The 25,206-nt window shown below is 74.9% G+C and carries 22 protein-coding genes; 10 read left to right on the plus strand and 12 right to left on the minus strand.

The features are described 5' to 3' along the window. Nucleotides 1-54: 54 nt before the first annotated feature. From GWJ10_RS15875 to hflX, 3 genes are all read right to left on the minus strand, one after another. Complete coding sequence (locus GWJ10_RS15875) at nt 55-1,062, minus strand: L-lactate dehydrogenase (protein ID WP_021479748.1); 1,008 nt, start codon at nt 1,060-1,062, stop codon at nt 55-57. A gap of 29 nt (nt 1,063-1,091) precedes the next feature. Continuing rightward, nucleotides 1,092-3,137, minus strand: coding sequence for an ATP-dependent DNA helicase (locus GWJ10_RS15880; protein ID WP_241005869.1), 2,046 nt, complete (start codon nt 3,135-3,137; stop codon nt 1,092-1,094). A gap of 267 nt (nt 3,138-3,404) precedes the next feature. Beyond that, a complete protein-coding gene (gene hflX / locus GWJ10_RS15885; protein ID WP_061267572.1) occupies nt 3,405-4,961 on the minus strand; it encodes a GTPase HflX in 1,557 nt (518 codons plus the stop codon). Nucleotides 4,962-5,119: 158 nt separating this feature from the next. Between hflX and GWJ10_RS15890 the strand changes: the two genes are divergently transcribed. Further along, the gene (locus GWJ10_RS15890) at nt 5,120-5,809 is read left to right on the plus strand and encodes a methyltransferase (protein WP_163188465.1); all 690 of its coding nucleotides are present in this window, start codon (nt 5,120-5,122) and stop codon (nt 5,807-5,809) included. 8 nt (nt 5,810-5,817) lie between these two features. On the opposite strand, the gene dapF is transcribed toward GWJ10_RS15890, so the two are convergent. Continuing rightward, nucleotides 5,818-6,849, minus strand: a complete 1,032-nt coding sequence (dapF, locus tag GWJ10_RS15895) for a diaminopimelate epimerase (RefSeq protein WP_163188466.1) — start codon at nt 6,847-6,849, stop codon at nt 5,818-5,820. Further along, the gene (gene miaA / locus GWJ10_RS15900; RefSeq protein WP_241005857.1) at nt 6,846-7,916 is read right to left on the minus strand and encodes a tRNA (adenosine(37)-N6)-dimethylallyltransferase MiaA; all 1,071 of its coding nucleotides are present in this window, start codon (nt 7,914-7,916) and stop codon (nt 6,846-6,848) included. The genes dapF and miaA overlap by 4 nt, the downstream gene beginning before the upstream one ends. 145 nt (nt 7,917-8,061) lie before the next feature. On the opposite strand from miaA, the gene GWJ10_RS15905 reads away from it, so the two are divergent. The 3 genes from GWJ10_RS15905 to GWJ10_RS15915 are packed head-to-tail and all read left to right on the plus strand — an operon-like array spanning nt 8,062 to nt 12,535. Next, the gene (locus GWJ10_RS15905; RefSeq protein ID WP_021483506.1) at nt 8,062-8,559 is read left to right on the plus strand and encodes a YbjN domain-containing protein; all 498 of its coding nucleotides are present in this window, start codon (nt 8,062-8,064) and stop codon (nt 8,557-8,559) included. Then, the gene (locus GWJ10_RS15910) at nt 8,556-10,541 is read left to right on the plus strand and encodes an HSP90 family protein (RefSeq protein WP_163188468.1); all 1,986 of its coding nucleotides are present in this window, start codon (nt 8,556-8,558) and stop codon (nt 10,539-10,541) included. Before GWJ10_RS15905 ends, GWJ10_RS15910 begins: the two co-directional genes overlap by 4 nt. Beyond that, nucleotides 10,538-12,535 (plus strand): hypothetical protein, encoded by a 1,998-nt coding sequence (locus GWJ10_RS15915; protein ID WP_163188469.1) that lies wholly within the window; start codon nt 10,538-10,540, stop codon nt 12,533-12,535. Before GWJ10_RS15910 ends, GWJ10_RS15915 begins: the two co-directional genes overlap by 4 nt. Here the strand turns inward: GWJ10_RS15915 and GWJ10_RS15920 are convergent. Then, nucleotides 12,525-13,244 (minus strand): hypothetical protein, encoded by a 720-nt coding sequence (locus GWJ10_RS15920; RefSeq protein WP_061267568.1) that lies wholly within the window; start codon nt 13,242-13,244, stop codon nt 12,525-12,527. The genes GWJ10_RS15915 and GWJ10_RS15920 overlap by 11 nt on opposite strands. Before the next feature lie 221 nt (nt 13,245-13,465). Between GWJ10_RS15920 and GWJ10_RS15925 the strand changes: the two genes are divergently transcribed. Both GWJ10_RS15925 and GWJ10_RS15930 read left to right on the plus strand, forming a co-directional pair. Then, nucleotides 13,466-13,942 (plus strand): YbjN domain-containing protein, encoded by a 477-nt coding sequence (locus GWJ10_RS15925; RefSeq protein ID WP_044144788.1) that lies wholly within the window; start codon nt 13,466-13,468, stop codon nt 13,940-13,942. Then, a complete protein-coding gene (locus GWJ10_RS15930) occupies nt 13,939-14,451 on the plus strand; it encodes a YbjN domain-containing protein (protein WP_021483660.1) in 513 nt (170 codons plus the stop codon). Before GWJ10_RS15925 ends, GWJ10_RS15930 begins: the two co-directional genes overlap by 4 nt. Nucleotides 14,452-14,501: 50 nt before the next feature. On the opposite strand, the gene miaB is transcribed toward GWJ10_RS15930, so the two are convergent. After that, nucleotides 14,502-16,175, minus strand: coding sequence for a tRNA (N6-isopentenyl adenosine(37)-C2)-methylthiotransferase MiaB (gene miaB / locus GWJ10_RS15935; RefSeq protein ID WP_061267567.1), 1,674 nt, complete (start codon nt 16,173-16,175; stop codon nt 14,502-14,504). Nucleotides 16,176-16,277: 102 nt separating this feature from the next. Here miaB and GWJ10_RS15940 point away from each other — a divergent pair, with 102 nt between their 5' ends. The 4 genes from GWJ10_RS15940 (at nt 16,278) to GWJ10_RS15955 (ending at nt 19,779) form a co-directional block, all read left to right on the plus strand. Then, the gene (locus GWJ10_RS15940) at nt 16,278-17,096 is read left to right on the plus strand and encodes an amino acid ABC transporter ATP-binding protein (RefSeq protein ID WP_163188470.1); all 819 of its coding nucleotides are present in this window, start codon (nt 16,278-16,280) and stop codon (nt 17,094-17,096) included. A gap of 119 nt (nt 17,097-17,215) precedes the next feature. Beyond that, nucleotides 17,216-18,091 (plus strand): glutamate ABC transporter substrate-binding protein, encoded by an 876-nt coding sequence (locus tag GWJ10_RS15945; RefSeq protein WP_021482423.1) that lies wholly within the window; start codon nt 17,216-17,218, stop codon nt 18,089-18,091. 96 nt (nt 18,092-18,187) lie between these two features. Next, entirely contained in the window at nt 18,188-18,877 is a 690-nt protein-coding gene (locus GWJ10_RS15950) for an amino acid ABC transporter permease (RefSeq protein WP_021482422.1), read from the plus strand. Next, a complete protein-coding gene (locus tag GWJ10_RS15955) occupies nt 18,874-19,779 on the plus strand; it encodes an amino acid ABC transporter permease (RefSeq protein ID WP_163188471.1) in 906 nt (301 codons plus the stop codon). Before GWJ10_RS15950 ends, GWJ10_RS15955 begins: the two co-directional genes overlap by 4 nt. Nucleotides 19,780-19,866: 87 nt before the next feature. On the opposite strand, the gene GWJ10_RS15960 is transcribed toward GWJ10_RS15955, so the two are convergent. The 5 genes from GWJ10_RS15960 to GWJ10_RS15980 all read right to left on the minus strand — a co-directional run bounded on the left by GWJ10_RS15960 (nt 19,867) and on the right by GWJ10_RS15980 (nt 25,116). Continuing rightward, complete coding sequence (locus tag GWJ10_RS15960; protein ID WP_228485303.1) at nt 19,867-20,358, minus strand: regulatory protein RecX; 492 nt, start codon at nt 20,356-20,358, stop codon at nt 19,867-19,869. A 116-nt stretch (nt 20,359-20,474) separates the two neighbouring features. Further along, nucleotides 20,475-21,587: a recombinase RecA gene (gene recA, locus GWJ10_RS15965; RefSeq protein WP_034655657.1), complete on the minus strand. Its 1,113-nt coding sequence runs from the start codon at nt 21,585-21,587 to the stop codon at nt 20,475-20,477. A gap of 209 nt (nt 21,588-21,796) precedes the next feature. Then, nucleotides 21,797-22,597, minus strand: a complete 801-nt coding sequence (locus GWJ10_RS15970; RefSeq protein WP_163188472.1) for an MBL fold metallo-hydrolase — start codon at nt 22,595-22,597, stop codon at nt 21,797-21,799. Further along, on the minus strand, nt 22,594-24,780 hold the full coding sequence (locus GWJ10_RS15975; RefSeq protein ID WP_163188473.1) for an alkaline phosphatase family protein: 2,187 nt from the start codon (nt 24,778-24,780) through the stop codon (nt 22,594-22,596). Before GWJ10_RS15975 ends, GWJ10_RS15970 begins: the two co-directional genes overlap by 4 nt. A gap of 102 nt (nt 24,781-24,882) precedes the next feature. Next, nucleotides 24,883-25,116, minus strand: a complete 234-nt coding sequence (locus GWJ10_RS15980) for a DUF3046 domain-containing protein (RefSeq protein WP_076406506.1) — start codon at nt 25,114-25,116, stop codon at nt 24,883-24,885. Between the last annotated feature and the right edge of the window lie 90 nt (nt 25,117-25,206).

Below are 25,206 nucleotides of genomic sequence, written 5' to 3' on the forward strand. Positions count from 1 at the left end.
GCGGTCCCTCGACCGCCCGGCTCTCGTCGTGCCAGGCCCGACGAGCCAGTGGGCTCAGAGCCCGAAGCGTCGCGCGACCGCGCGCAGCGACTCCGCGGACGAGCGCAGGCCCGCGAGCTCGTCGTCCGCCAGCGGGACCTCGACGCGCTCCGTCGCGCCCCGGCGGTCGACGAGCGTCGGGAGCGACAGGCAGACGTCCTCGAGCCCGTAGATGCCGTCGAGGAGCGTCGACACGGGCAGCACCCGGTGCTCGTCGGCGAGCACCGCCTCGATGATCCGGGTGCCCGCGAGCCCGACCGCGTAGTTGGTCGCGCCCTTGCCCTCGATGATCCGGTAGGCCGACTGCACGACCTCCCGCGCGATCTCGTCGCGCACGTCGCCCGTGAGCGGTCCCCGACCGCCGATGCCCTGCCACTCGAGCAGCGGCGCACCGCCGATCGTCGCGGAGCTCCAGAGCGGGATCTCGCTGTCGCCGTGCTCCCCCGCGATGTACGCGTGCACGTTCTGCACCGCGACGCCGCAGTGCTGCGCCACGAGGAACCGCAGCCGCGAGGAGTCGAGCACGGTGCCGCTGCCGAAGAGCTGGGTCGGGGGCAGCCCCGAGAACTTGAGCGCCGCGTACGTGACGATGTCGACCGGGTTGGTCACCATGACGTAGACGGCATCCGGGGCGACCTCCACGAGGCCCGGGAGGATCGTCCGCATGAGCCCGATCGTGCCCTCGGCGAGGTCGAGACGCGTCTGGCCCGGCTTCTGCTTGGCGCCGGCCGTGACCACGACGACGTCGGCGCCCGCGCACACCGCGACGTCGTCGGACCCCTCGACGCGCGCCATGGGCATGAACTGGATGCCGTGCTGGAGGTCGAGGACCTCGGCCTCGACCTTCGCGCGGTTGACGTCGAGGAGCGCCACCGTGCGCGCCGCGCCGCGCATGAGCGCGGCGTAGGCCAGCGTCGAGCCGACGGCACCGGCGCCGACGATCGCGAGCTTCGTGGTCCGCGCTCCCCCTCCCGGACCGCCCGTGGTCGCGTCGCCGGTGCCCTGCGGTGACGTGCTCGTCATGTCGCCTCCGTGAAGTCGCTGGAAAGGGCTCAGCCTAGGGCGGCGAGGCGGCGGAGCGCAGCGGTGGCCACGTCGCGGTCGGTCGTCTGCCAGAACCCTGGCATGGACCGCGTGAGGAACGACCCGTAGCGCGCCGTCACGAGCCGCGGGTCCAGGACCGCGACGACCCCGCGGTCGGCCGTGGACCGCACGAGCCGCCCGGCACCCTGGGCGAGCAGGAGGGCCGCGTGCGTCGCGGAGACCTGCATGAACCCGTTGCCACCCGCGGCCTCGACGGCGCGAGCCCGCGCCGACCTCACCGGGTCGTCCGGTCGCGGGAACGGGATGCGGTCGATGAGCACGAGCTGGCACGACGGCCCAGGCACGTCCACGCCCTGCCACAGCGACAGCGTGCCGAACAAGCACGTCGCCGGGTCCTCGGCGAACTCCCGCACGAGGGTCGGCAGCTGGTCGTCGCCCTGGCACAGGACCGGCACGTCCAGCCGCTCGCGCATCGCCTCCGCCGCGGCCACCGCGGCGCGCCGCGAGGAGAACAGGCCGAGGGTCCGACCGCCGGCGGCCTCGACGAGCGCCGCGATCTCGTCGAGCTGGTACTCGGTCGACGCCTCGCGGCCGGGCGTCGGCAGGCGCTTCGCGACGTAGAGGATGCCCTGGCGCGGGTAGTCGAACGGGCTCCCGACGTCGAGCCCGCGCCAGCGCGGCGCGTCGCCGTCACCCGCGTCCGCGGCTCCGCCCGTCGCCGCGGGGCCGAGCCCGAAGGTGCGCGCGACGGCGTCGAAGCTCCCGCCGAGCGCGAGCGTCGCGGACGTGAAGACGCCGGTGCGCTCCGCGAGCAGGTGGGTCCGGATGAGGCCCGCCACGCCGAGCGGGGCGGCGTGCAGGCGGCTCGCGCCGTCGCCGAAGCGGTCGCCGGACCAGCCGCCCTCCCCGGGCCGCGAGCACCACAGCACGTCGTGGCCCGTGGGGTCGGCCGCCATGCGCTCGGCGACCTCGAAGAGCTGCAGCATCGTCGACTGCGCCATCTTCAGGCCCGTGTCCGGCTGGGCCGGCTTGGTCACGCCGGTCTCGGGCTTGAGCGTGGAGAGCACCTCGCGCGCGGCGTCCCGGACCGCCGCGACGGCCGAGCGCGCGGCGTCGGGCAGGCCGTCCGGGAAGCGCTCGGCGGGCAGCGACCCGACGACCGTGCCGAACGCGGCGGACGCGGCGTCGAGCGCGTCCGTCGTGACCCCGCCGTGGCGGCGGGCGAGGCGCGCCGCGCCCTCGATCGCCGGGACCGAGAGGTCCACCGTCGCGGCGGCCGTGACGCGGTCGGCGAGCTCGTGCGCCTCGTCGACGACGAGGACGTCGTGCTCGGGCAGCACCCCGGGCGACCCCATGGCCGCGATGCCGAGCATCGCGTGGTTCGTCACGACGACGTCGGCCTCGCGCGCCGCGGCGCGCGCCCGCTCGGGGAAGCACTCGGCGAGCAGCGGGCAGCGCTGACCCAGGCACTCGAGCGCCGTGACGGAGACCTGCCGCCACGCCTTGTCGCTCACGCCGGGGACGAGGTCGTCCCGGTCGCCCGTGGCCGTCTCGTCGGCCCACTCCCGCAGGCGCACGACCTGCTCGCCGAGGGCCGCCATGCTCGTCCCGGCGCGCGCGGCGGGGTGGTCGGCGGCGCCCGCCGCCTCGCCGGGGAGGTCGAAGAGCGTGGGCTCGTCCGCGGGGTAGCCGCCCGCGATCTTGTGCACGCACAGGTAGTTGTGCCAGCCCTTGAGGAGCGCGATCGACGCGGCCCGCGGGAGGCGGTCCGCGACGGCGTCGGCCACGAGCGGGAGGTCCCGCGTGATGACCTGGCGCTGGAGGGCGAGGGTCGCCGTCGAGACGACGACGCGCTCGTCGGTCGCGACCGCGTGACGCACGGCCGGCACGAGGTAGCCGAGCGACTTCCCCGTCCCGGTCCCGGCCTGGACCACGAGGTGCTCGGAGCCCTCGATGGCGTCCGTGACGGCGCGCGCCATGGTCCGCTGGCCGTCGCGCCGTGCGCCGCCCAGGCGCGTGACCGCGAGGTCGAGGAGCTCCTCGACGGCGGGCACGTCGCCGGACGCCGACGCAGCCGCGTCCGCCCCGGCCCGGCCCGTCGCCTCCGTGTCCGGACGGTCGGGCACGGGTGCGGTTCGGGTGGAGGGGGGCACGCGACGAGTCTACGGTCGGGCGCCCACGCCGCGGGCGAGAGCTGTGGACGCGGCGAAGACGGGACGACCCCGCGCGGCGCAGGCCGCACGGGGTCGTCCACGAGGTCGGACGGCGGGTCCGCGCGAGGTCGGGCCGCCCGGTCCGCCGGCGGTCCCGGCGGGAGGAGCTCAGCTCGCCGCGGAGGCTCCGACGAGCTCCGTCGCGAGCGCCTGGGCGACGCGGCCGCGCAGGAGCGTGCCCTCGGGCGTGTGCTCCTCGTGGTCGATCTCGCCCTCGGTGTGCACGCGGTGCACGAGGTCGCCCCGGTGGTACGGCACGACGACGTCGATCTCCACGTCCGGACGCGGGAGCTCGTGCGCGATGAGCTCGCGCAGGTGCTCGATCCCCTCGCCCGTGTGCGCCGACACGACGACCGTGCGGCGTTCGCGCAGCCGGATGCGCGCGATCGTCTCCGGGTCGGCGAGGTCCGCCTTGTTGAGCACGATCACCTCGGGCACGTCCTCCACGCCCGGGATGTCGGCCAGCACGTGGCGCACCGCCGCGATCTGGCCCTCCGGGTCCGGGTGCGAGGCGTCCACCACGTGCAGCAGCAGGTCGGCGTCGCCGACCTCCTCGAGCGTCGAGCGGAACGCCTCGACGAGCTGGTGCGGCAGCGCGCGCACGAACCCGACGGTGTCGGCGAGCGTGTAGACCCGGCCGTCCTCGGTGCGCGTGCGGCGCACCGTGGGGTCGAGCGTCGCGAACAGCGCGTTCTCGACGAGCACGCCGGCGCCGGTGATGGCGTTGAGCAGGCTCGACTTGCCCGCGTTCGTGTAGCCCGCGATCGCGACGGACGGCACGGCGTGCCGCTTGCGCGACGCGCGCTTCGTCTCGCGCCCCGGGGCCATCGCCTGGATCTCGCGGCGCAGCTTGGCCATGCGGTTGCGGATGCGCCGGCGGTCCAGCTCGATCTTCGTCTCACCGGGACCGCGCGACCCCATGCCCGCGCCGGCGCCGCCGACCTGACCGCCCGCCTGGCGGGACATCGACTCGCCCCAGCCGCGCAGGCGCGGGAGGAGGTACTCGAGCTGGGCGAGCTCGACCTGGGCCTTGCCCTCCCGCGACTTGGCGTGCTGGGCGAAGATGTCGAGGATCAGGGCGGTCCGGTCGATCACCTTGACCTTGACGATGTCCTCGAGCGCGCGCCGCTGGGAGGGAGCGAGCTCGCCGTCGATCACGACCGTGTCCGCGCCGCTGGCGGCGACGACGTCGGCGAGCTGCGCGGCCTTGCCGGAGCCCAGGTACGTGCCCGGGTCGGGCTTCGCGCGGCGCTGGATCACGCCGTCGAGCACCTGCGAGCCCGCGGTCTCCGCGAGGGCGGCGAGCTCGCGCAGCGAGATCTCGGCCTCCTCGGCGGACGTGGGCGCGCCGTCCTCGCGCGGGTCGGAGCCGGGGCTCCAGAGCCCGACGAGCACGACCTTCTCGAGGCGCAGCTGCCGGTACTCGACCTCGGTGACGTCCTCGAGCTCGGTCGACAGGCCGACGACGCGGCGCAGCGCGCTGCGCTCCTCGAGCTCGAGCTGCTCGCCGTCGTGCTCCGTGTGGACCGTGCCGCCCTCGGCGCGTGCCGTCCCGGCCCGAGCGAGCACTCGCGCCACGACGTCGCTCGCGATGTCCCGCGTCGCGCCGGTCGGCTCGTCCTGAGCCGAGGTGGGGTTCGGAGTGTTCGCAGGGGTTGGGCTCATGTGCCGCCTTCCGTCGGTGGTGGGCGCTCGTGCGTCCCGGTGTGACAACAAGCGTGGCACGCGAAATCGTCCCGGGGCCAGCGGTTAAGCGCACGACGAGCGGCCCGGGCGCGCCGCGCCGCCTCCCGACTGGGCGCGCCCGCGTAGGATCGGCCGACGTGACCGAGGACCAGGACCCCGCCGTCGACGCCGCGCCCGACGGCGCGGCGGACCACTACTTCACCGCCCGGCCCGCGTCCGCCGCCGAGCGCCGCACGATCTCCGTGCGGCTCGCGGGCCGCGACGTCGAGGTCGAGGTCGCGTCGGGCGTCTTCTCCCCCGGCCGGCTGGACCTCGGCACGCAGGTGCTCCTGCGCACCACCCCGCCGCTCGACGACGTCCTCGCGGCCCGGCCCGACGACGGACCCGCCCACGTCCTCGACCTCGGCTGCGGCTGGGGCCCGGTCGCCCTGACGATGGCCGTGGAGGCGCCGGAGGCGACCGTGTGGGCCGTCGACGTCAACGAGCGCGCGCTCGACCTCGTGCGCCGCAACGCGCAGCGGCTCGGGCTGGACAACGTCCGGGCCGTCCTCCCGGACGACGTGCCCGACGACGTCGCGCTCGCCGCGCTGTGGTCGAACCCGCCGATCCGGGTCGGCAAGGACGTCCTGCACGGGATGCTCCTGCACTGGCTGCCCCGGCTCGCGCCCGGAGCGAGCGCGCACCTCGTGGTGCAGCGCAACCTGGGCTCGGACTCTCTCCAGCGCTGGCTCGCCGAGGCGCTGCCCCCGCTCCTGCCGGGCGCGGTCGTCGAGCGCGCCGCGAGCGCGAAGGGGTTCCGCGTCCTCGAGGTCGTCGCGCCCCGCTGAGCCGGCGGTCAGACCGGCGCGCGGTCGCCGCCCTCGGACGCCGCCGCGACCGGCTCCGCGGGCTGGTCGGTCACAGGCCCGTCCGCGCCGTGGTGCGCGTCGTCGTCCGGCCGGGCCGGCGTCCCCGGGACGAGCGCGGCGAGGTCGATCTCCCCCGCGTGGACGAGCACCGCGGGACCGGCGAGCTCGACGCGGCCGCCCGGGAGCGCCCGCACGCGCACCGTGCCGCCCGGGACGTCGACGAGGTAGGTGTCCGGCGCGTCGGGGCCACCCCACACGCGGACCGCGAGCGCCGCCGCGCACGCGCCCGTGCCGCACGACGGCGTCTCCCCGACGCCGCGCTCGTGCACGCGCATGCGCACGTGCCCGACGACGGTGCCGTCGTCCGCGGTCGTCTCGCCGAGGGGCACCACGAGCTCGACGTTCGTCCCGTGGGACGGGTGCGGCTCGACGACGGGCGCCTCGGTGAGGTCGGCGCGCTCGAGCACGTCCTCGCGCGCGACGGCGAGGACGGTGTGGGGGTTGCCGAGGTCGACGCTGAGCGCCGGGCGCGGGACCTCCCAGCCCCGCACGACGACTGTCGCGTCGTAGCCGTCCTGGAGCGCGGGGCGCCCGCCGGGGAGGAACCACGGGCCCATGTCGACGGCGAACCAGCCGTCGTCCTCCTTGCGCACGCGCTTGACGCCCGCGCGCGTGCCGATCGGGACCTCGGTGCCCCCCGCGAAGCTCACGAGCCCGAGGCGCTCGGCGAAGGCCGCGAAGACGCGGACCCCGTTGCCGCACATCTCGGCGACCGAGCCGTCGGCGTTGCGGTAGTCCATGAACCAGATGGCGTGCGGGTCCTCCGCGAGCACGTCGCGCGACTCCGGGACGAGAGCGGTCGGCACGAGGCGGATGACGCCGTCCCCCCCGACGCCGCCGCGGCGGTCGGCGAGCGCGCGCACGAGCTCGGGCGTGAGGTCGAGCTCGCCCTTCGTGTCGGCGAGGAGCACGAAGTCGTTGCGGGTCCCGTGGCCCTTGGTGAAGCGGGTGCGCGTCATGAGCCCAGACTACGGCGCACGGGCGCGCCGCCGTCCGCCTCGTCCGGCCCGACGGCGGTGCCCGGCACGGTCGCGGGGTCGTGCCCGTCCGTGCCCTGCGGGGCAGCGCGCTCGTCCGCCGCGGCGACGAGCGCGAGAGCGTCCTCGACGCGCGTCGACGACTGCGCGTCGAGCCACCCGACGCGCGGGTCCCGGCCGAACCAGCCCATCTGCTTGCGCGCGAGGCGCCGCGTGTTCGCGGTGACGGCCTCGCGCGCGGCGTCCTCCGTGGTCTCGCCGTGGAGCGCGGCGAGCACCTCCGCGTAGCCGACGGCGCGACGGGCCGTGCGGCCCATGCCGTGCGCCTCGACGCGGCGCGCCTCGGCCACGAGGCCCTGCTCCCACATCCGCCCGACGCGGCCGGCGACCCGCGCGTCGAGCACGGCCCGGTCGCAGTCGAGGCCGATCTGCACGGTCGGGCGGACGTAGACCTGGCGCGGGAGGTTCGCCGTGAACGGCTCGCCGGTGAGCTCCATGACCTCGAGCGCCCGGACGAGCCGGCGGGTGTTGGCCGGGCCGATGCTCGCGGCCGCCGCGGGGTCGCGCCGGAGGAGCTCGTCGTGCAGCGCGCGCGGGCCCTGCTCCTCCGCGCGCGCCTCGAGCGCCGCCCGCACGGCGGGGTCCGTGCCCGGGAACCGCATGTCGTCGAGGAGGGCGCGGACGTACAGCCCGCTGCCGCCCACGACGACGGCACGCGCGCCCCGCGCGGCGATCTCGTCGAGCACGCGGCGGGCCTCGGTCTGGTAGCGGGCCACGGACGCGTCCTCGGCGGGGTCGAGCACGTCGAGGAGGTGGTGGCGCACGCCGCGGCGCTCGGCGACGGGGACCTTCGCGGTCCCGACGTCCATGCCGCGGTAGAGCTGGTAGGCGTCGGCGTTGACGATCTCCGCGGGCGCCCCGGGGACGGACAGGCGCTCGGCGAGGTCGAGGGCGAGGTCGGACTTCCCCGTGGCCGTCGGGCCGACGACGGCGACGACGACGCCCGGGCCGGGCCGGGGCGGGCCGGCGGGGTCGTGCTGGGTTTTCACCCGCGCAACGGTACCGTCCGGGCGGCCGACGGCCCGAGGGGTGTGGGCGGGGATGCGTAGTGTGTCCGTGGTCGGTCCGCCCTCGCGCGTACCGCCGCGTACGACCTCAGCACGACGACCTCTCAGACGACAAGGACTCGAGAACATGGGTTTCTTCACCAAGCCGGACGCCGCACCGACGAGCCAGAACGCGCCGCTGACGCGCGAGCGCGTCGAGGCGTTCCTCACGAGCCGCGAGTGGCGGTACTTCGTCGACTCGGACGGGGACCTGGGCGGCAACTGGGACGGGAAGGTGTTCTTCTTCTTCCTCATGGGTGAGAAGCAGGAGATCCTGCAGGTCCGCGGCCGGTGGAACCGGACCCTCCCGGCGTCGGCCGAGGCGCAGGTCGCGCTCGTCGCCAACGAGTTCAACCGTGACAAGATCTGGCCGAAGGTCTACGCGCGCGTCGAGGACGACCAGCTCGCGGTCTACACCGAGGTGGCGACGGACCTGGAGTTCGGCGTCGCGGACGACCAGCTCGGCCAGCTCATCGAGTGCGGCCTGTTCACGGGCCTGCAGTTCTTCGACGCGCTCGACGCCCGCTTCCCCGACACGGCCGCGCAGACCGTGGCCGAGGGCGGCGCCGACGTCGACGCGCGGTGACCGGCACGCACGAGACCACCGCGGGCCGCACCGCCCCGGGCGGCGGCACCCCGGGCGAGGCGACGACGGCCTTCCAGGTCGACCTGCGGGGCGTCGTCGACCTCTTGGCCCGGCACCTGTACTCGAGCCCGCGCGTCTACCTGCGCGAGCTGCTGCAGAACGGCGTCGACGCGATCACCGCGCGCGCCGGGCTCGAGGGACCGCAGGCGCCGGCGCGGATCCTGCTCCGTCCGCTGCCCGACGGTGGCCTGGAGGTGCACGACTCGGGTGTCGGCCTCACGCGGGACGAGGCGCAGGAGCTGCTCGCGACCATCGGGCGCAGCTCCAAGCGCGACGTCGAGCTCGGGACCGGTCGCGAGGAGTTCCTCGGCCAGTTCGGCATCGGGCTCCTGTCCGCGTTCATGGTCGCCGACGAGATCGAGCTCGTCTCGCGCTCCGCTCGCCGCACGGCGGCGGGCGGAGCGCCCGTCCCCGTGCGCTGGCGCGGCCGTGCCGACGGCCGGTACGAGCTCGTCGAGCTCGCGCCGGACGACCCGGCGGCACCCGCCGAGCCCGGGAGCGTCGTCCGGCTGCACCCGCGGCGGGACACCGAGCACTGGCTCGCCCCGGAGTCGGTGGTCGCGCTCGCCCAGGACTTCGGCTCGCTCCTGCCGGTCGAGCTGCTCGTCGAGACGCGTCTCGACGGCGGCCCCGGCGAGGACCGTGACGGCGGCGCCGGCGGCGACGCCCCGGTCGCGGTGCGCCGACTCAGCGGGGAGGACCTGCCGTGGCGCGCTGCGCACCCGACGCCCGCGGCCCGCGACGCCGCGCTCGCCGGCTACGCCGAGCGCACGCTCGGCTTCACCCCGCTCGCACGGATCGACCTCGACCTGCCGCTCGCCGGCCTGACGGGCGTCGCGTACGTGCTCCCGGCCGCGGTCGCGCCGACCACGACGTCGCGGCACCGGGTCTACCTCAAGCGCATGCTCCTGGGCAGCGCGGTCGACGACCTGCTGCCCCCGTGGGCGTTCTTCGTGCGGTGCGTCCTCGACGCGTCCGTGCTGCGCCCGACGGCGTCGCGCGAGGGGCTGTACGAGGACGAGGTCCTGCTCGCGACCCGCGACGCGCTCGGGGCGCAGGTGCGCCGGTGGCTGCTGGAGACGCTCGCGACGGACTCGGTCCTCGCGCGGCGCTTCCTCGAGACCCACCACCTCGCCGTGCGCGCGCTCGCGCTCACCGACGACGAGATGCTCGACGTCGCCGCGCGCGTGCTGCCCTTCGAGACCACGGCCGGGTCCACGACCCTGGCGGACCTCGCGACGGACCACCCCGACGGGCGCCTGCTGTACACGGCGAGCGTCGAGGAGTTCCGGCGCATCGCGCCCGTCGCGGCGGCGCAGGGGCTCGCGGTCGTCAACGGCGGCTACGTCTACGACGCCGACCTGCTCGAGCGCGTCGCGGCGCGGTTCCCGCAGTGGCGGCTGTCGCCCGTCTCGGCCGCGGACGTCGCGCACGTCCTCACGGAGGTCGAGCCGCTGCGCGAGCTCGAGGTCGCCGACGCGCTCGCGTCGCTCGACGCCGCGCTCGCCGAGCAGGACTGCGACGTCGTGCTGCGCCGGTACGAGCCCGACGCCCTCCCGGCCATGCTCCTGCACGACCGCGAGGGCGACCACGCGCGCGAGGCTGCCCGCGTCGCGGAGACGGACGACCTCTGGGGCGAGATCCTCGCGGGCCTCAGCGCCCCGGCCCGCCCCCGCCGCCTGGTCCTCAACGACGCCAACGCCACGGTGCGCGACCTGCTCGCGAGCCCCGACGCGCAGGTGCGCGCCGCGGGTGCCCGCTCCCTCTACGTCACGGCGGTGCTCGCGTCCGGCAAGGCGCTCCAGCCCGTCGAGGCGACCCTCATGAACGACTCCCTGTCGCTCCTGCTCGCCCGCGCCCTCGCGGCCGGGCAGGACCCCGCCACGGAACCCGATCCCCCTGCCGACGAGGAGAACCGATGACCCGGTCCGTGGACCAGGTGAACGCCGCCCTGTACGACGTCCGCCGCATGCCCTACGGCCTCGCGCGCTCCACGGCCGCCGCGGCCGAGCTCGAGCGCGTCGAGGCCGAGGGCCCCGACGCGGCGCGCGCCTACGCGCTGTTCGTCCTCGTCGAGTCGTACGTGTGGGGCGGCGAGGTGACCAAGGCGTACCTGCCGTTCACCAAGATGCTGCGCTGGTGGGACGAGCACCCCGAGCACTTCGACGCCGAGGACACGCACTCGCTGTTCTGGTCGTTCAAGTGGATGGTCGGGCACCTCATGGAGTTCCCCGACGTCCCCGCCTCGCAGATCGAGCGCACGCTCGACGACATGGCGCACCGGTACGCGCTCGCGGGCAACGGCACCAACGCGGTCGCCCTGGAGCGCTTCGAGTGGGCGCGCGAGCGTGGCGGCGCGGACGTCGAGGACGCGTACCGCGCGTGGGTCGCGACCCCGCGCGACGACTACTCGCAGTGCGAGGCGTGCGAGCCGGGCGACCGCGCGGCGTACCTCTTCGAGACGGGCCGCCACGACGAGGGCATCCGGCTGCTCGAGGGCGTGCTCCAGGGATCGCCGTCGTGCGCCACCGAGCCCGGCGACATGCTGTCCCACCTCCAGCTCGCGTACGTCGAGGTCGGCGACGCGGAGGCCGCTGCGCGCACTCACCGCCGCGGGCTGCGCCACCTCGACACCGGGGTGACGATGACGGGCCCGAAGGGTCGTCACGTGGAGTTCCTCGCCCGGACGGGCAACGCGTCGCGCGCGCTGCGCCTGCTCGTGGAGCACCAGGCGTTCCTCACGGAGGCGGACTCGCCGGGCGACCGGCTCGGCTTCCTCACGAGCGTGAGCGTCGCGACGGGCGTCCTGCGGGCCGACCACGGCGACACCGCGCTCGCCCTGCGGGACGTTCCCGCGACGACGCTCGCGGAGCTCGACGCGTGGGTGCGTGGCGAGGCGTCCGCGCTCGCGCAGTCGTTCGACGCGCGCAACGGCACGACGGCGGCGTCCGAACGGTTGCGCGCGGCGTGGGAGCGGGGCGCGCGCACGCTCCCCGTCGACCTGGCGGTGCTCTCCCTGGACGCCCAGTCGGCGTCGCCGCGGCCCGTCGCGGTGGCCGAGGGCGCGACGAGCAGTCCGTCGGACCTCCCCGCCGGGATCGCACCGGAGGAGTCCGCGGTCACCGGCGGAGCCCCGGCGGAGGGCACCGACGAGCCCACCGACGTCGACGGCCTGCTCGCGCTCGCCGACGACGTCGCGGGTGACGACCCGGTCCGGGCGGCACGCCTCCTGCGTCGCGCGTCGTCGCACCTGGAGAGCTCCGGCCACCTCGACCGCGCCGGCTTCGCGCTCGCCGAGGCGGCGCAGCTCGCCGCGCTCGAGGGCGACGACGAGGGCGCCGCGCCCGCGTTCCTGCACGCGCTCGCGCTCCTGCGGGCCGGTGGTGTCGCGCCCCGGTTCGTCGGGCAGGTCGTGCGCGCCTACGCGCGGCTCGAGGCCGGGCGGGGCGACGTGACCGCCGCCCTGGCCCAGGTCGAGCGCACGCTCGACGACCTGTCCGCAGCGGGCGAGGGCAGCGACGTCGCACCCGCGCCGCGGGCCGCCGAGCTCGTCGAGCGCGACGCGGCGGCCGACGCGCGCGAGCGTCGCGACCTCGACGACACGCGTGCCCGCCTCCTCGCGACCGCGGGCGACCTCGACGCGGCGGCGACGCTCGCGGAGTCGGTCGCCGAGGAGTTCGCCCGTGCGGGGGACGTCCGCGACGCGGCGCACGCCTTCTGGCTCGCGGGGCGCTCGCGCTGCGCGTCGGGGAAGGACACGGACGCGGTGGAGCTGCTCGAGTCGGCCATGGAGGGCTTCGCGATCGTCCACGACGCGGAGTCGCGCGCGATGGTCGGCAACGAGATGGTCGCGGCGCTGCGCCGCCTCGGGCGCGACGACGAGGCGGCCGCCGTCGGGACGGGCCTCAGCGGCTGACGACGGGCCCCGCCGGGCGGGCGGCGGCTGCGGGGGCGCGGACCTCGTACCGCCGGACCGCCACGGCGGGGTCCGGCTCGTCGGCCGTCGCGACCGGCGCGGCCTCGGCGCCCGCCGCGGCGACGAACCCGTCGAGCACGGCCTGCGGCAGGGGCGCACGCGGGTCGTGCACGACGACGAGCCGCGCCCCCTCGCGGGCGAGCTCCGCACCGAGCTCCCGTGCGGCGTCGAGGGCGGTCTCCGTGGCCGCACCTACCTCCGTGCTCGTCTCCGAGCTCGTCTCCGTACTGGTCTCCAAGCTCGTCTCCGTGCTCGTGCCTGCCGCGGACCGCGTCGCCGCGCCACCGAGCTCGACGACGTCGACGGGACCCGTCCAGCCCGCACCGGCGAGCGCGAGGAGCGCCACGGAGGCGGCCGTCCCGGCGACGGGTCGGTCGAGCGGTCGCGTGGCGGCCGCCCACGCGGGATCGATCCACCGGTCGGCGACGCCCGCCGCGGCGAGCGAGGCCCGGGCAGGGCCGCGCGTTCCCTCCACGCCCGGGGCGACCACGACCACGGCCGGCGCCGCCGCCACACCGAGCCGGTCCGCCACGAGGTCGGCGAGCGCCGCCAGTGCGGCGTCGCGCACCGGTCCGAGGACCGAGGCGGCACCGGCCGCTCCCGGGACGAGCAGGACGGTTCCGGGGAGCACGACGGCGCGGACGGTCACCGTCCCACCGTAGTGGTGCCCGCTCCCCCGCCGTCGCCGCGGCCTCCCGACCGGCCCGCGATGCGGCGTCCGCGGGCGCGCGCGAGTACGGTAGGGAGGTGAGGTTCTTCGGGGCGCGGGACGACGACGACCGGCGGGACGGGAATCCCGGCGGGGCGCAGGACGGGGGCCGGTCCGGCGCGGCCCGGCCGGCGGACGACCTGCAGTCGCAGGTCGAGGACCTGCTGGCACGCGAGCTGGGTCAGGTCGCGACCGACGTCCTGCGGCCTCCCACACCGCTCACGCTCTCGCGGGTCGTCGAGTGGATCACCGACAGCGGGTACAGCTACTTCGTCGACTCCGACGGCGACGTCGGCGGGCTGTGGCACGGCCGCCTGTTCTACTTCCTGCTCTTCGGCAACGACGACGAGATCCTCCAGGTGCGCGGCCAGTGGAACCGCGACCTCGCGCTCGAGCGCCTCGAGGAGATCCTCGAGTTCTGCAACGAGTGGAACGCCGACCGGATCTGGCCCAAGACGTACACGCGCGTCCGCGACAACGGGATGATCCAGGTCTTCACCGAGGTCACGGTCGACCTCGAGCACGGCGTGACGGACGACCAGCTCGACCAGCTCCTCCAGTGCGGTCTGAGCACGGGGTCGATGTTCTTCGACGCGCTCGACGAGTTCTACCCCGACCCCGCGAGGCAGGCGCCATGACGCAGGCCCGCACCAACTGGTTCACGCGTCTGTTCGGCAACCGTCGGCCCAAGGCGCCGGACTCGCTGCCCCGCGAGGAGGAGCTGCCCCGCGCGCTGTCGATGGCGCGCATCGGCGACCATCTGACGCGCCGCGGCTACCACTTCCGCGTGGACGACGACGGCGACATCACGGGTACGTGGGACGGGCACCGCTTCTGGTTCCTGCTGCTCGGCGACCGGTCGGAGATCCTCCAGGTCCGCGGTCGCTGGTCGACGACGCTCCCCGTCGAGTCGCGCCTCGTCACGCTCCAGACCGTCAACGACTGGAACCGCGAGCGCATCTGGCCCAAGGTCTACGTGCGCGAGGAGGGCGGACGGCTCGCGCTCTACGCCGAGGTCTCCGTCGACCTCGAGCACGGCGCGACCGACGACCAGCTCGCCCAGACCGTCTCGTGCGGGCTGGGTACGGCCGTGCAGCTCTTCCACGCCATCGGCGCCCAGCTCCCACCGGGGACCCTGGACGACTGACGTCCTGGCGCCGTCGTGCGCGCCCGCCGTCGGGTCCTGGACCCCGACGTTCAGGCGCGGAGCGTGGGGAGCCCCAGGACGACGGGGCCGGACGGCGCGCCCCCGCCGTGCCCGTGGCCGTGGTCGTCGTCGCCCCCGCCCAGGCGGGCGCGCTCGCGCCGCGCCCACGCGTCGCCGGAGCGGGTGCGGCGCACGGCGAACGTGCCGCCCGCGAGCGCCGAGTCCGCGATGAGGTGGTGCGGCGCGGAGCGGGTGACCTCGACCGTGACGACGTCGCCGGGACGCGGCAGGCGGACGTCGAGGTCGTCCGCCAGGCGCGGGTCGACGGACCCGGGCGTACCGGTCCCGTCGGTCGGGGCGTCGTCGGGCGCCCCGGCCACGACGGCCGCGGGGAGCGCGAGGTGGACGAGGCGGTTGTCGGGGGCGCGACCGGTGACGCGGTGCGTCGCGCCGTCCTTGCGCCCTGCGCCCTCGCCGACGAGGACGTCGATCGTCCGGCCCACCTGGCGTGCGGACTCCTCGCCGGCGATCCGCTCCTGAAGCGCCTGGAGCCGCTCGAAGCGCTCCTGGACGACCTCCTTGGGGAGCTGGCCGTCCATCGTCGCGGCGGGCGTCCCGGGGCGCGGGGAGTACTGGAAGATGAACGCGGAGGAGAAGCGCGACGCCTCGACGACCCGCATCGTCTCCGCAAAGTCCTCCTCGGTCTCGCCCGGGAAGCCCACGATGATGTCGGTGGTGATCGCGGCGTCGGGCATGACGGCCCGGACGCGGTCGAGGATCCCGAGGAACCGCTCGGATCGGTAGGAGCGGCGCATCGCACGCAGCACGCGGTCGGAGCCCGACTGGAGCGGCATGTGGAGCTGGGGCATGACGTTCGGCGTCTCGGCCATGGCCGCGATGACGTCGTCGGTGAACGCGGCCGGGTGCGGCGACGTGAACCGCACGCGCTCGAGCCCGTCGATCGTCCCGCACGCGCGCAGGAGCTTGGCGAAGGCGCCGCGGTCGCCGAACTCGACGCCGTAGCTGTTGACGTTCTGGCCGAGCAGCGTCACCTCGATGGCACCGGCCTCGACGAGCGCGCCCACCTCGGCGAGGACCTCGCCCGGACGGCGGTCGCGCTCCTTGCCGCGCAGGTGCGGCACGATGCAGAACGTGCACGTGTTGTTGCAGCCGACGCTGATGGACACCCACCCCGCGTAGACCGACTCGCGCTTCGTCGGCAGCGTCGAGGGGAACACCTGCAGCGACTCGGCGATCTCGACCTGCGCCGCCTCGTTGTGGCGCGCGCGCTCGAGCAGGACGGGCAGGGCGTCGAGGTTGTGGGTGCCGAACACGACGTCGACCCAGGGGGCCTTCTCGACGATGGTGCCGCGGTCCTTCTGCGCGAGGCAGCCGCCGACCGCGATCTGCATGCCGGGTCGCGCGGCCTTCACCGAGGCGAGCTGGCCGAGGTTGCCGTAGAGGCGCGTCGCGGCGTTCTCGCGCACGGCGCACGTGTTGATGACGACGACGTCGGCGCGGTTCGCGGCCTCGTCCTGCGCGCTCGCCCGCGTGTAGCCCGCCTGCTCGAGCATCCCCGCCATGTGCTCGGAGTCGTGGACGTTCATCTGGCACCCGAGGGTGCGCACGACGTAGGTGCGGGGGTGCGCGTCGTCGGCCGGCGCAGCGGCGGTGGCGTGCGGTGCGGGGGCGGCCGGGACGGGGGCGGGGGCGATCGTGGACATCACCGTCCAGGGTACGGCTCCGGGTGCCGTGTTACTGAACTGTTGCCCGGTTGTTGCCGGGTGAGGTGGCACCGTGCAACAGAAGGGACATAGTGTCCAGGAATGGCCGACGAAACCCCTTCGCCGTCCGACGCGCAGCGCAGCGCTCAGGACGCTCAGCCCCTCCCCGCCGAGCAGGTCCTCGGTGAGCCGCTCGTCGAGCTGCGCGACGTGAACAAGCACTTCGGCGAGCTGCACGTGCTGCGCGACATCAACCTCACGATCCGGCGCGGCGAGGTGCTCGTCGTCATCGGGCCCTCCGGCTCGGGCAAGTCGACCCTGTGCCGGGCGATCAACCGGCTCGAGACGATCGACTCGGGCGAGATCCTCGTCGACGGCGAACCGCTCCCCCAGGAGGGCAAGGCGCTCGCGCGGCTGCGCTCCGACGTCGGCATGGTCTTCCAGTCCTTCAACCTCTTCGCGCACAAGACGATCCTCGACAACGTGACGCTCGGGCCCGTCAAGGTGCGGCGCGAGCGGAGCAAGGACGCGAAGGAGCGCGCCCTGGCCCTCCTCGACCGGGTCGGCGTGAAGAACCAGGCGCAGAAGATGCCGGCGCAGCTCTCGGGCGGCCAGCAGCAGCGCGTCGCCATCGCCCGGGCCCTCGCGATGAAGCCCAAGGTCATGCTCTTCGACGAGCCCACGTCGGCGCTCGACCCCGAGATGATCAACGAGGTCCTGGACGTCATGGTCTCCCTCGCCAGGGAGGGCATGACCATGATCGTCGTCACCCACGAGATGGGCTTCGCCCGGAAGGCCGCGAACCGCGTGGTCTTCATGGCGGACGGCCAGATCGTCGAGGAGGCGCACCCCGAGGAGTTCTTCACCGCGCCGAAGAGCGAGCGGGCCAAGGACTTCCTCTCCAAGATCCTCACGCACTGAGGTCCCGGGCCCTCACCACGCACCGACCACCACGGACCGGGCCGCCCGGCCCCCCACACCCGGCCGACCGACGAGGCACACCGTCGTCGGACGACCACCACTCACGAAGGGTAGGAACGATGCGCACACGACACGCAGGTGCTGCCGTGCTGGCCGCTCTCACCGCGCTCACGCTCGCAGCGTGCAGCAGCGGCGACGTCGGCGACGACAGCACGACCACGGACCCCGAGCAGTCCGCCGGGGGCAGCGGCGACGGCGGCGGCGAGACGGTCAAGATCGGCATCAAGTTCGACCAGCCCGGCCTGGGGTTCCAGGACGGGTCGTCGTACACGGGGTTCGACGTCGACGTCGCCACCTACGTGGCGGGCGAGCTCGGCTTCTCCGAGGACCAGATCGAGTGGGTCGAGGCCCCGTCCGCGCAGCGCGAGACGATGCTGCAGACCGGGCAGGTCGACATGATCTTCGCGACGTACTCCATCACGGACACGCGCAAGGAGACCGTCGCGTTCGCGGGGCCGTACTTCGTCGCCGGGCAGGACCTGCTCGTCGCCGAGGACAACACCGACATCACCGGCCCGGAGTCGCTCGAGGGCAAGAACCTCTGCTCCGTCACGGGCTCGACGTCGGCGCAGCGCATCAAGGACGAGTACGCCGCGGGCGTGCAGCTCCTCGAGCGCCCCGGGTACGCCGAGTGCGTCACCGCGCTCACGGCCGGCCAGGTCGACGCCGTCACGACTGACGACATCATCCTCGCGGGCCTCGCGGCGCAGCCGCAGAACCAGGGCAAGGTGAAGGTGGTCGGGGCGCCGTTCTCGACCGAGCGCTATGGCGTCGGCCTGCCCCAGGACAACGACGTCTGCGAGGACGTCAACGCCGCGATCGAGAAGATGATCGAGGACGGTTCCTGGGAGGAGTTCGTCAGCAAGAACACCGAGGGCACCGGGTACACGCCGAACGCGAGCGAGAACCCGCCGACGGTCGACCCCTGCGCCTGACCTCTCTGCCGGGGAGCGGAGCGCGGCGTGCCGCGCTCCGCTCCCCGGCCTCGTCCGGTCGGTCCACGACCACGCCCTCCCGGAGGATGACCAACCGTGGGTGACTACCTCTCCCAGTTCACCGAGCTCCTCAGCACCTACGACGTGCTCGGCGCGTTCTGGGTGAACATCCAGCTGACGTTCTGGGCTGCGATCTTCTCCCTGATCCTCGGCACGGCGCTCGCGCTCATGCGGATCTCCCCCGTCTCGAGCCTGCGGTGGGCCGGCTCGACCTACGTGAACCTCCTGCGCAACACGCCGCTGACGATCATCATGACGTTCATGGTCCTCGCGGTGTGGACCCAGCTGCAGATCAGCCTGTCCCCCGACTTCCCGACGAACTTCTTCCGGTTCGCGGTCATCGGCCTGACCGTCTACCACGCCGCCTTCGTGTGCGAGGCGATCCGCTCGGGCGTCAACACGGTGCCGATCGGCCAGGCCGAGGCGGCGCGGGCGATCGGCCTGTCCTTCGCTCCCGCCGCGCGCCTCGTCATCCTCCCGCAGGCGTTCCGCGGCGCCATCGCCCCCCTCGGCAACACCCTCATCGCGCTGCTGAAGAACTCCACGGTCGCGGCCGCCGCGAGCGTCACGACGGAGACGTCGAGCCTCATGCGCACGATGATCGAGTTCAACTCGAACTACATCTACGCGATCTTCCTCACCTTCGCGATCGGCTACGTGATCCTCGTCATCCCGATCGGCCTGCTCACCACCTCGCTCTCGACCCGATTGGCGGTCCGCCGATGAGCGCCCCACGTCAGTCCGTCCTCTTCGACGCCCCCGGGCCCCGGGCCCGGCGCGCGATCGCCGTCGGCAACGTGATCGGCGCCGTGATCGTGATCGGGATCGCCGTGCTCGTGCTGCTGGAGCTCGGACGCAAGGGCCAGCTCTCGTGGGAGCAGTGGGGTCCCGTCTTCACCGCCAACGCGTGGGAGAACTTCTTCCTGCCGGGCCTCCAGAACACGCTGCGCGCCGCCGGGTTCGCGATCGTCGGTGCCGTGATCTTCGGGCTGGTCTTCGGCTCCGGCCGGCTCTCGCACGTGCGCGCGCTGCGCTGGGCGTGCGGTGTCGTCGTCGAGTTCTTCCGCGCCGTGCCGGTGCTCCTCATGATGATCTTCTTCTGGCTCCTGCTGGGGCTGCAGAAGGTCCCGGACGCCCCGTTCCTCGCGGTCGTGATCTCCCTCGTGCTCTACAACGGCTCGGTGATCGCCGAGCTCGTCCGGTCCGGCGTCGGCAACCTGCCGAAGGGCCAGGGAGAGGCCGGCGTGGCGATCGGCCTGACGCGCGGGCAGACCCTGCGGTCGATCCAGCTCCCGCAGGCGCTCATCGCGATGCTGCCCGCGCTCGTGTCCCAGCTCGTCGTCGTGCTCAAGGACACCGCGCTCGGGCAGATCATCACGTACCCCGAGCTGCTGCGGGCCGCGCAGATCCTCGGCACGGCCTTCGGCAACACCCTGCAGACCCTCACGGTGGCCGCGGTCATCTTCATCGTCATCAACTACGCCCTGACCACCCTGGCCCAGTGGCTCTCACGCTTCCTCAGCGGGCGCACCGCGGGCGCCACGGCTGCCGGCCCGGGGATCGGCAACCCGACAGCCGTCGCGGGCGGTCCCGCGGACGAGGCGCCGGCCGTGTCCACCGCGCGCTGACGCACCCGTCGCCCGCCCGGTCAGTGGCGGGCGGCGGGCCGCTGCCGCCGAGCGGCCCGCCGGTCCGCGACCGGGTCCGCGGGGCGGTCACTCCTCCGCGTCGAGCTCGCGCTGCACGATCTCGAAGGCCAGCCCGGGGCTGTACCCCTTGCGGGCGAGCGCGCCGACCGTCCGTCGCACGCGCACGTCGCGGTCGAGGCCGCGGGTCCTGGCGAGACGTGCCCGCGCGAGGGCGAGGGCGGCGTCCGCCTCGGAGTCGTCGTCGACCTGCTCGAGCGCGGCCGCGCCGACCTCGCCGTCGATCCCCCGCCGGCGCAGCTCGGTCGAGATCGCGCGGCGGGACAGCCCCCGCTCGGCGTGCCGCGTGCGGACGATCATCTCCGCGTACTGCGCGTCGTCGACGAGCCCGACCTCCTCGAAGCGGTCGAGGATGGGCAGCACGACGTGCTCCGGGTAGCCCTTGCGCGCGAGCGACTGCGTGAGCTCCGCGCGGCTCTTCGGGGCCGCGGTGAGGATGCGCAGGACGGTCTCGCGGGCACGCTCGGCGAGGTCGGCGTCGCTGATCTCGCCGCGCTCCACGAGCTCGTGCAGCGACGGGCGCGGGCGCCGCCCGGCCTTGCGGCCGGAGCGGCGCCCGTCGTCCTCCGCGGACGGGTCGACGGGCTCGGCGCCCTCGACCCCGTCCTGCTCGCCGATCAGAACGGCGACTTCTTCCCCTTGCCGGCCGCGGCGGTCGCCTTGGCCGGAGCGGCCACGGCGGCGTCGGCCGCGACGGTCACGCCGGCGGCCGGGTCGGCCGGTGCGTCGACCTTGGCCCCGACGCCGAGCTTCTCCTTGATCTTCTTCTCGAGCTCGTTCGCGAGGTCGGGGTTGTCGCGCAGGAACGAGCGCGCGTTCTCCTTGCCCTGCCCGAGCTGGTCGCCGCCGTAGGTGAACCACGACCCGGACTTGCGCACGAACCCGTGCTCCACGCCCATGTCGATGAGGCCACCCTCGCGGGAGATGCCGACCCCGTAGAGGATGTCGAACTCGGCCTGCTTGAACGGCGGCGCCATCTTGTTCTTGACGACCTTCACGCGGGTCCGGTTGCCGACCGCGTCGGTGCCCTCCTTGAGGGTCTCGATGCGGCGGATGTCGAGACGGACCGAGGCGTAGAACTTCAGCGCCTTGCCACCGGTCGTCGTCTCGGGAGAGCCGAAGAACACGCCGATCTTCTCGCGGAGCTGGTTGATGAAGATCGCGGTCGTGCCGGACGCGCTGAGCGCGCCGGTGATCTTGCGCAGCGCCTGCGACATGAGGCGGGCCTGGAGACCGACGTGGCTGTCGCCCATCTCGCCCTCGATCTCCGCCTTGGGCACGAGGGCCGCGACGGAGTCGATGACGATGATGTCGAGCGCGCCCGAGCGGATCAGCATGTCCGTGATCTCGAGCGCCTGCTCCCCCGTGTCCGGCTGGGAGACGAGCAGGGCGTCGGTGTCGACGCCGAGCTTCTTGGCGTACTCCGGGTCGAGGGCGTGCTCGGCGTCGATGAACGCCGCGATGCCGCCGGCGCGCTGGGCGCTGGCCACGGCGTGCAGCGCCACGGTCGTCTTTCCGGAGGACTCCGGGCCGTACACCTCGATGACGCGCCCGCGCGGCAGGCCCCCGATGCCGAGCGCGATGTCCAGCGCGATGGAGCCCGTGGGGATGACCTCGACGGGGGCGCGGCCTTCCTCGCCGAGGCGCATGACGGAGCCCTTGCCGAAGCTCCGGTCGATCTGGGCGAGGGCTGCCTCGAGCGCCTTCTCGCGGTCTGCGGGTGCGGGCATGTCAGTCCACCTTCGGTTCGACGTCCATCTGTTCGTTGTGGCCCGACGTTACGGGCAGCCACCGACACGCGGTGCCGACGAGCCCCGGACCTGGGGACCGTCGTGCCGGACCGGCGTCCTGAGCCCGCCGGAGCGCGCCCTGTGCACAACTCTAGCCGAACACGTGTTCGATCACGGAACCCGCCCCGGCGTGTCCGCGACTCGCGGGCTCACTCGTCGTCGTCCGCGGACCACGACTCGCCGGGCCGCAGCACGACGACCCGCGTCCCGGGCGCCTCGCGCTGCGCGGCCGCCTCGAACGCCGCGCCCGCGTGGTCCATCCAGCCGCGCGGCAGGTGCTGGCCGCCCGGCGCGTGCAGCGTCCCCCAGTGCACCGGTACCGCGACCCGCACCCCGACCTCGGCGCACGCCCGCGCGGCCTGCACCGGGCCCAGGTGCCCGCCCGAGAGCCGCGGCCCCCACCCGCCGACCGGCACGAGGGCCACGTCCACCGGGCCGCCCGCGAGCGCCGGGAGGTGCGCCATCCCGGGGTGGTGCTCGGTGTCGCCCGCCACCCACACGCGCAGGCCGTCGGGACCGGAGGTCCGCACGAGGTGACCGTTCGCGGCGTTGGGCCGGTGCGGCATCGGCCGGTGCCCGTGCACCGCGGTGACGAGCCGCGTCTCGACCCCGGCCCCCGCCGGCCCCACGGCGTGCCACTCGTCGCCCAGCCCGACGCCGCGCAGCCCCTTGCCGCGCAACCACCGCGCGTTGGCGGGCGCCGTGAGGACCGGCACGTCGCCGAGGAGCCGCAGCGACCGCAGCTCGGCGTGGTCGTGGTGGAGGTGGGACAGCAGGACGGCGTCGCCGCCCCGCCACACCGGGGCCGGCTGCTCGCCGCGCCGGCGGAGCATCCCCGCGTGCCGGTGCAGGAGCGGGTCGGTCACGAGCCGCGCCGTCGGGCCGCCGGGGGTCGCGGCGACGTCGAGGACCGCGCTCGAGTGGCCGAGCCACGTCACGGTGACGCTCACGCGCCGCTCCCCCGGCCCGGCGCGTCCTCGGCCACCGGCGGCCGCACCCCCAGGTCGGTGAGCCACGCGACGAGCCGGCGGTGCACCGCCTCCGCCCCGACGAGCATCGGCGTGCCGTCGACGTCCTCGAGCTCGTCGTCGGGCACCGCGAGGTGCGCGGGGTGCACCAGCACCGCCTGGTTCTGCGCCCCGCCGAGGCCGCCGTGCGACCCGACCAGGCCCTCGAACGCGTGCACCATCCCGACCTCGTCGACGCTGGACACGAGCACGAGGTCCCCGGCGTCCTCCAGCCCGGCGACGCGCACGAGGTCCGCCGCCGCACGCGACCCGAACGGCGCGAGCGGGTCGGCGCCCACGACCTCGCCCGTCAACAGGTCGCGCGAGCCACCCCGGCCGTGCGCCCGGACCTCCCCGCGCGGGCCTCGTTCGACGACGACGCCGACCGCGGGGTTCGCGACGAGCCCCGGGAGCAGCGCGGGCCACCGGGCGCGGACCTCGTCGCCCGTGAGGCGCCGCGGCTCGCGCGGGAACCACACCATCCCGAGGTTGCCCGACCCGACGACCGCGACCTCGGGCAGCTCGGGCAGGGCGGGTGCGGCGTCGGCGCGGCGCTCCGAGCGGTCCGGGCCCACGAGCATGCGGCCCGCCTGCGCGTCCGGCTGCCCGGGACGCAGCGCGTTGAGGGCCGTGTTCGCAGGGCCCCACGCCTCGCTGTCCGGGGCCGTCGCCCGACGCCGGCCCTCGCCCCGGGCGGACGCGGAGCCGTCCCGGGCGCGGCCGTCGTCGTCCGCACGAGCGCCGTCGCCAGGCGGGTCGAGCGCCATGAGGCGTCGCACCTCGTCGAGGAAGGACCGCCCGGTGACCTGCTCGAACGTCGGGCCGAGCGACTGCCCGTGGTCCGAGAGCACGACGACGTCGTAGCGCCGGGGCGCGACGGCCGCGACCTGCTCCCAGAGCCCGACGACGCGGTCCAGGCCCTCGAGCGCGCGCAGCGACTCGGGCCGCAGCGGCCCGGCGTGGTGCGCGATCTCGTCGTAGTCCACGAGGTCGACGCACACGACGGGCGCCCCGCGCACGAGCTGCTCCGCGACGAGCGTCGTGTTGAGGTCGCGCAGCACGACGTTCGTCACGGCGCGCAGCACCGGGTACCAGCCGAGGCGCGAGACGCGGGGCTCGACGCCGCGCACGGCCTGCTGCCAACCTTGGTAGAGCTCCTTGAGCAGCTCGCCGAGCGCGACGACCACGGCGCGCACGAGGACGAACGGGCTCGCGAAGAAGTGCACGAACATCTGCCCGGGCCCCAGGCCCTCGCGCGCCCGGCTCATGACGAGCAGGCTCGTCGCCGCGTCCCCGGAGAACATCGTCGAGACGGCCACGCCGCCGCCCGCGAGCAGACCCGCGCCGTCGCTCGTGCGCGCCTCGACCGCCGCCGCGTCCGCGGGCCGGTTCGTCACGACGAGCCTCCCCAGCGCGCGCGACCACCACCGGAAGGCGGGGACGTGCTCGGTCGACCCGTGCAGGAGCCCGACGGTCGAGGCCGGCGTCGTCGCGGGCACGCGGGCCCACCACGTCGTGAGGTGGTGGGTGCCGTCGCCCAGCCACCGCGCGAGCGTCGGGGCCAGGCCGGCCTGGAGGGCGTAGTCGAGCGTGGGGCGCGCGACGCCGTCGAGCAGGACGACGAGCAGGCCCGCCGGGCGCTCCGCGGCGGCGCCCGCGGCGGCTCCCCGGGGCACGCCCGCCTGGCGTCGCGCGCGCCGGAGCAGGTCCCCGATCACGTACTCGTTGTCGCTCGCCCCGACGACCCAGCGCCCGAGCGCCATGAGCACGGCCGCGATGACGAGGACGGCGAGGACGTCGGTCCACGTCCCGCTGCGGAACCCCGGGAGGTAGGTGAGCGCCGCCCACGCGACCGCGACCTGGGCGACCACGCCCGACACGAGCGCGCCGACGACGCCGGACCGGCGCGCGACCCCGCGCAGCACCGGGCGCAGCAGCGCGTCGCCCACCGCCACCGCGAGCGCCGCGAGGACGAGCGACCAGGGGTTGGTCACCTCGACCCCGGGGACGACCCAGATCGCGAGCCCCAGCCCGGCCGCCGTCGAGACGAGCGACCAGGCCGCGCCGCGCACGTCGGCGGCGGTGAGGCGCAGCGTGGCGAGGCGGCCGCGGGCGGGAACGCTCATGCCGCCATCATCGCGGGGCGCGGCAGGGTGCGCCCCTCGGGCGTCCCCGGGTCCCGAGCAGGTCGGGGCAGGTTTGGGCCGCGCAGGTCGGGGCCGGGCCGGTCAGCGGCGCGGCGGCGCCTGGCGGTGGTCGTCGTTCCCCCAGCGCCGCGCGTCGGGCACGTCGAGCGCGTCGCACAGCGCGTGCCAGACGACGCGCGGCTCGACCCCGTCCTCGAGCGCCTGGGCGGCGGTCCGGTCGTCGAGCGCGGACAGCACCTGCTCGCGCACGTAGGCGCGGCCCAGGGCCTCGCCGAACACCTCGTCGACCAGCTCGGAGAACTCGCGGTAGCGCACGGACCAAGCCTTGCACGGATCCGCGGCCGCCCGGTCGCGCGCCGGGACGCGCGGGCCGCACCGCGTCGCCCGGGTTCGCACCCGGTCACC

It is taken from the genome of Cellulosimicrobium sp. SL-1, assembly GCF_011033075.1.
In the GTDB taxonomy this organism is placed as follows: domain Bacteria; phylum Actinomycetota; class Actinomycetes; order Actinomycetales; family Cellulomonadaceae; genus Cellulosimicrobium; species Cellulosimicrobium funkei.

What these genes read in the sequence shown, in the direction of transcription:
- GWJ10_RS15875 (WP_021479748.1), bottom strand. Translation starts at nt 1,062, where the DNA reads ATGACGAGCACGTCACCGCAGGGCACCGGCGACGCGACCACGGGCGGT.
- hflX (WP_061267572.1), bottom strand. Translation starts at nt 4,961, where the DNA reads ATGAGCCCAACCCCTGCGAACACTCCGAACCCCACCTCGGCTCAGGAC.
- dapF (WP_163188466.1), bottom strand. Translation starts at nt 6,849, where the DNA reads ATGACGCGCACCCGCTTCACCAAGGGCCACGGGACCCGCAACGACTTC.
- GWJ10_RS15905 (WP_021483506.1), top strand. Translation starts at nt 8,062, where the DNA reads ATGGGTTTCTTCACCAAGCCGGACGCCGCACCGACGAGCCAGAACGCG.
- GWJ10_RS15915 (WP_163188469.1), top strand. Translation starts at nt 10,538, where the DNA reads ATGACCCGGTCCGTGGACCAGGTGAACGCCGCCCTGTACGACGTCCGC.
- GWJ10_RS15930 (WP_021483660.1), top strand. Translation starts at nt 13,939, where the DNA reads ATGACGCAGGCCCGCACCAACTGGTTCACGCGTCTGTTCGGCAACCGT.
- miaB (WP_061267567.1), bottom strand. Translation starts at nt 16,175, where the DNA reads ATGTCCACGATCGCCCCCGCCCCCGTCCCGGCCGCCCCCGCACCGCAC.
- GWJ10_RS15940 (WP_163188470.1), top strand. Translation starts at nt 16,278, where the DNA reads ATGGCCGACGAAACCCCTTCGCCGTCCGACGCGCAGCGCAGCGCTCAG.
- GWJ10_RS15945 (WP_021482423.1), top strand. Translation starts at nt 17,216, where the DNA reads ATGCGCACACGACACGCAGGTGCTGCCGTGCTGGCCGCTCTCACCGCG.
- GWJ10_RS15955 (WP_163188471.1), top strand. Translation starts at nt 18,874, where the DNA reads ATGAGCGCCCCACGTCAGTCCGTCCTCTTCGACGCCCCCGGGCCCCGG.
- recA (WP_034655657.1), bottom strand. Translation starts at nt 21,587, where the DNA reads ATGCCCGCACCCGCAGACCGCGAGAAGGCGCTCGAGGCAGCCCTCGCC.
- GWJ10_RS15975 (WP_163188473.1), bottom strand. Translation starts at nt 24,780, where the DNA reads ATGAGCGTTCCCGCCCGCGGCCGCCTCGCCACGCTGCGCCTCACCGCC.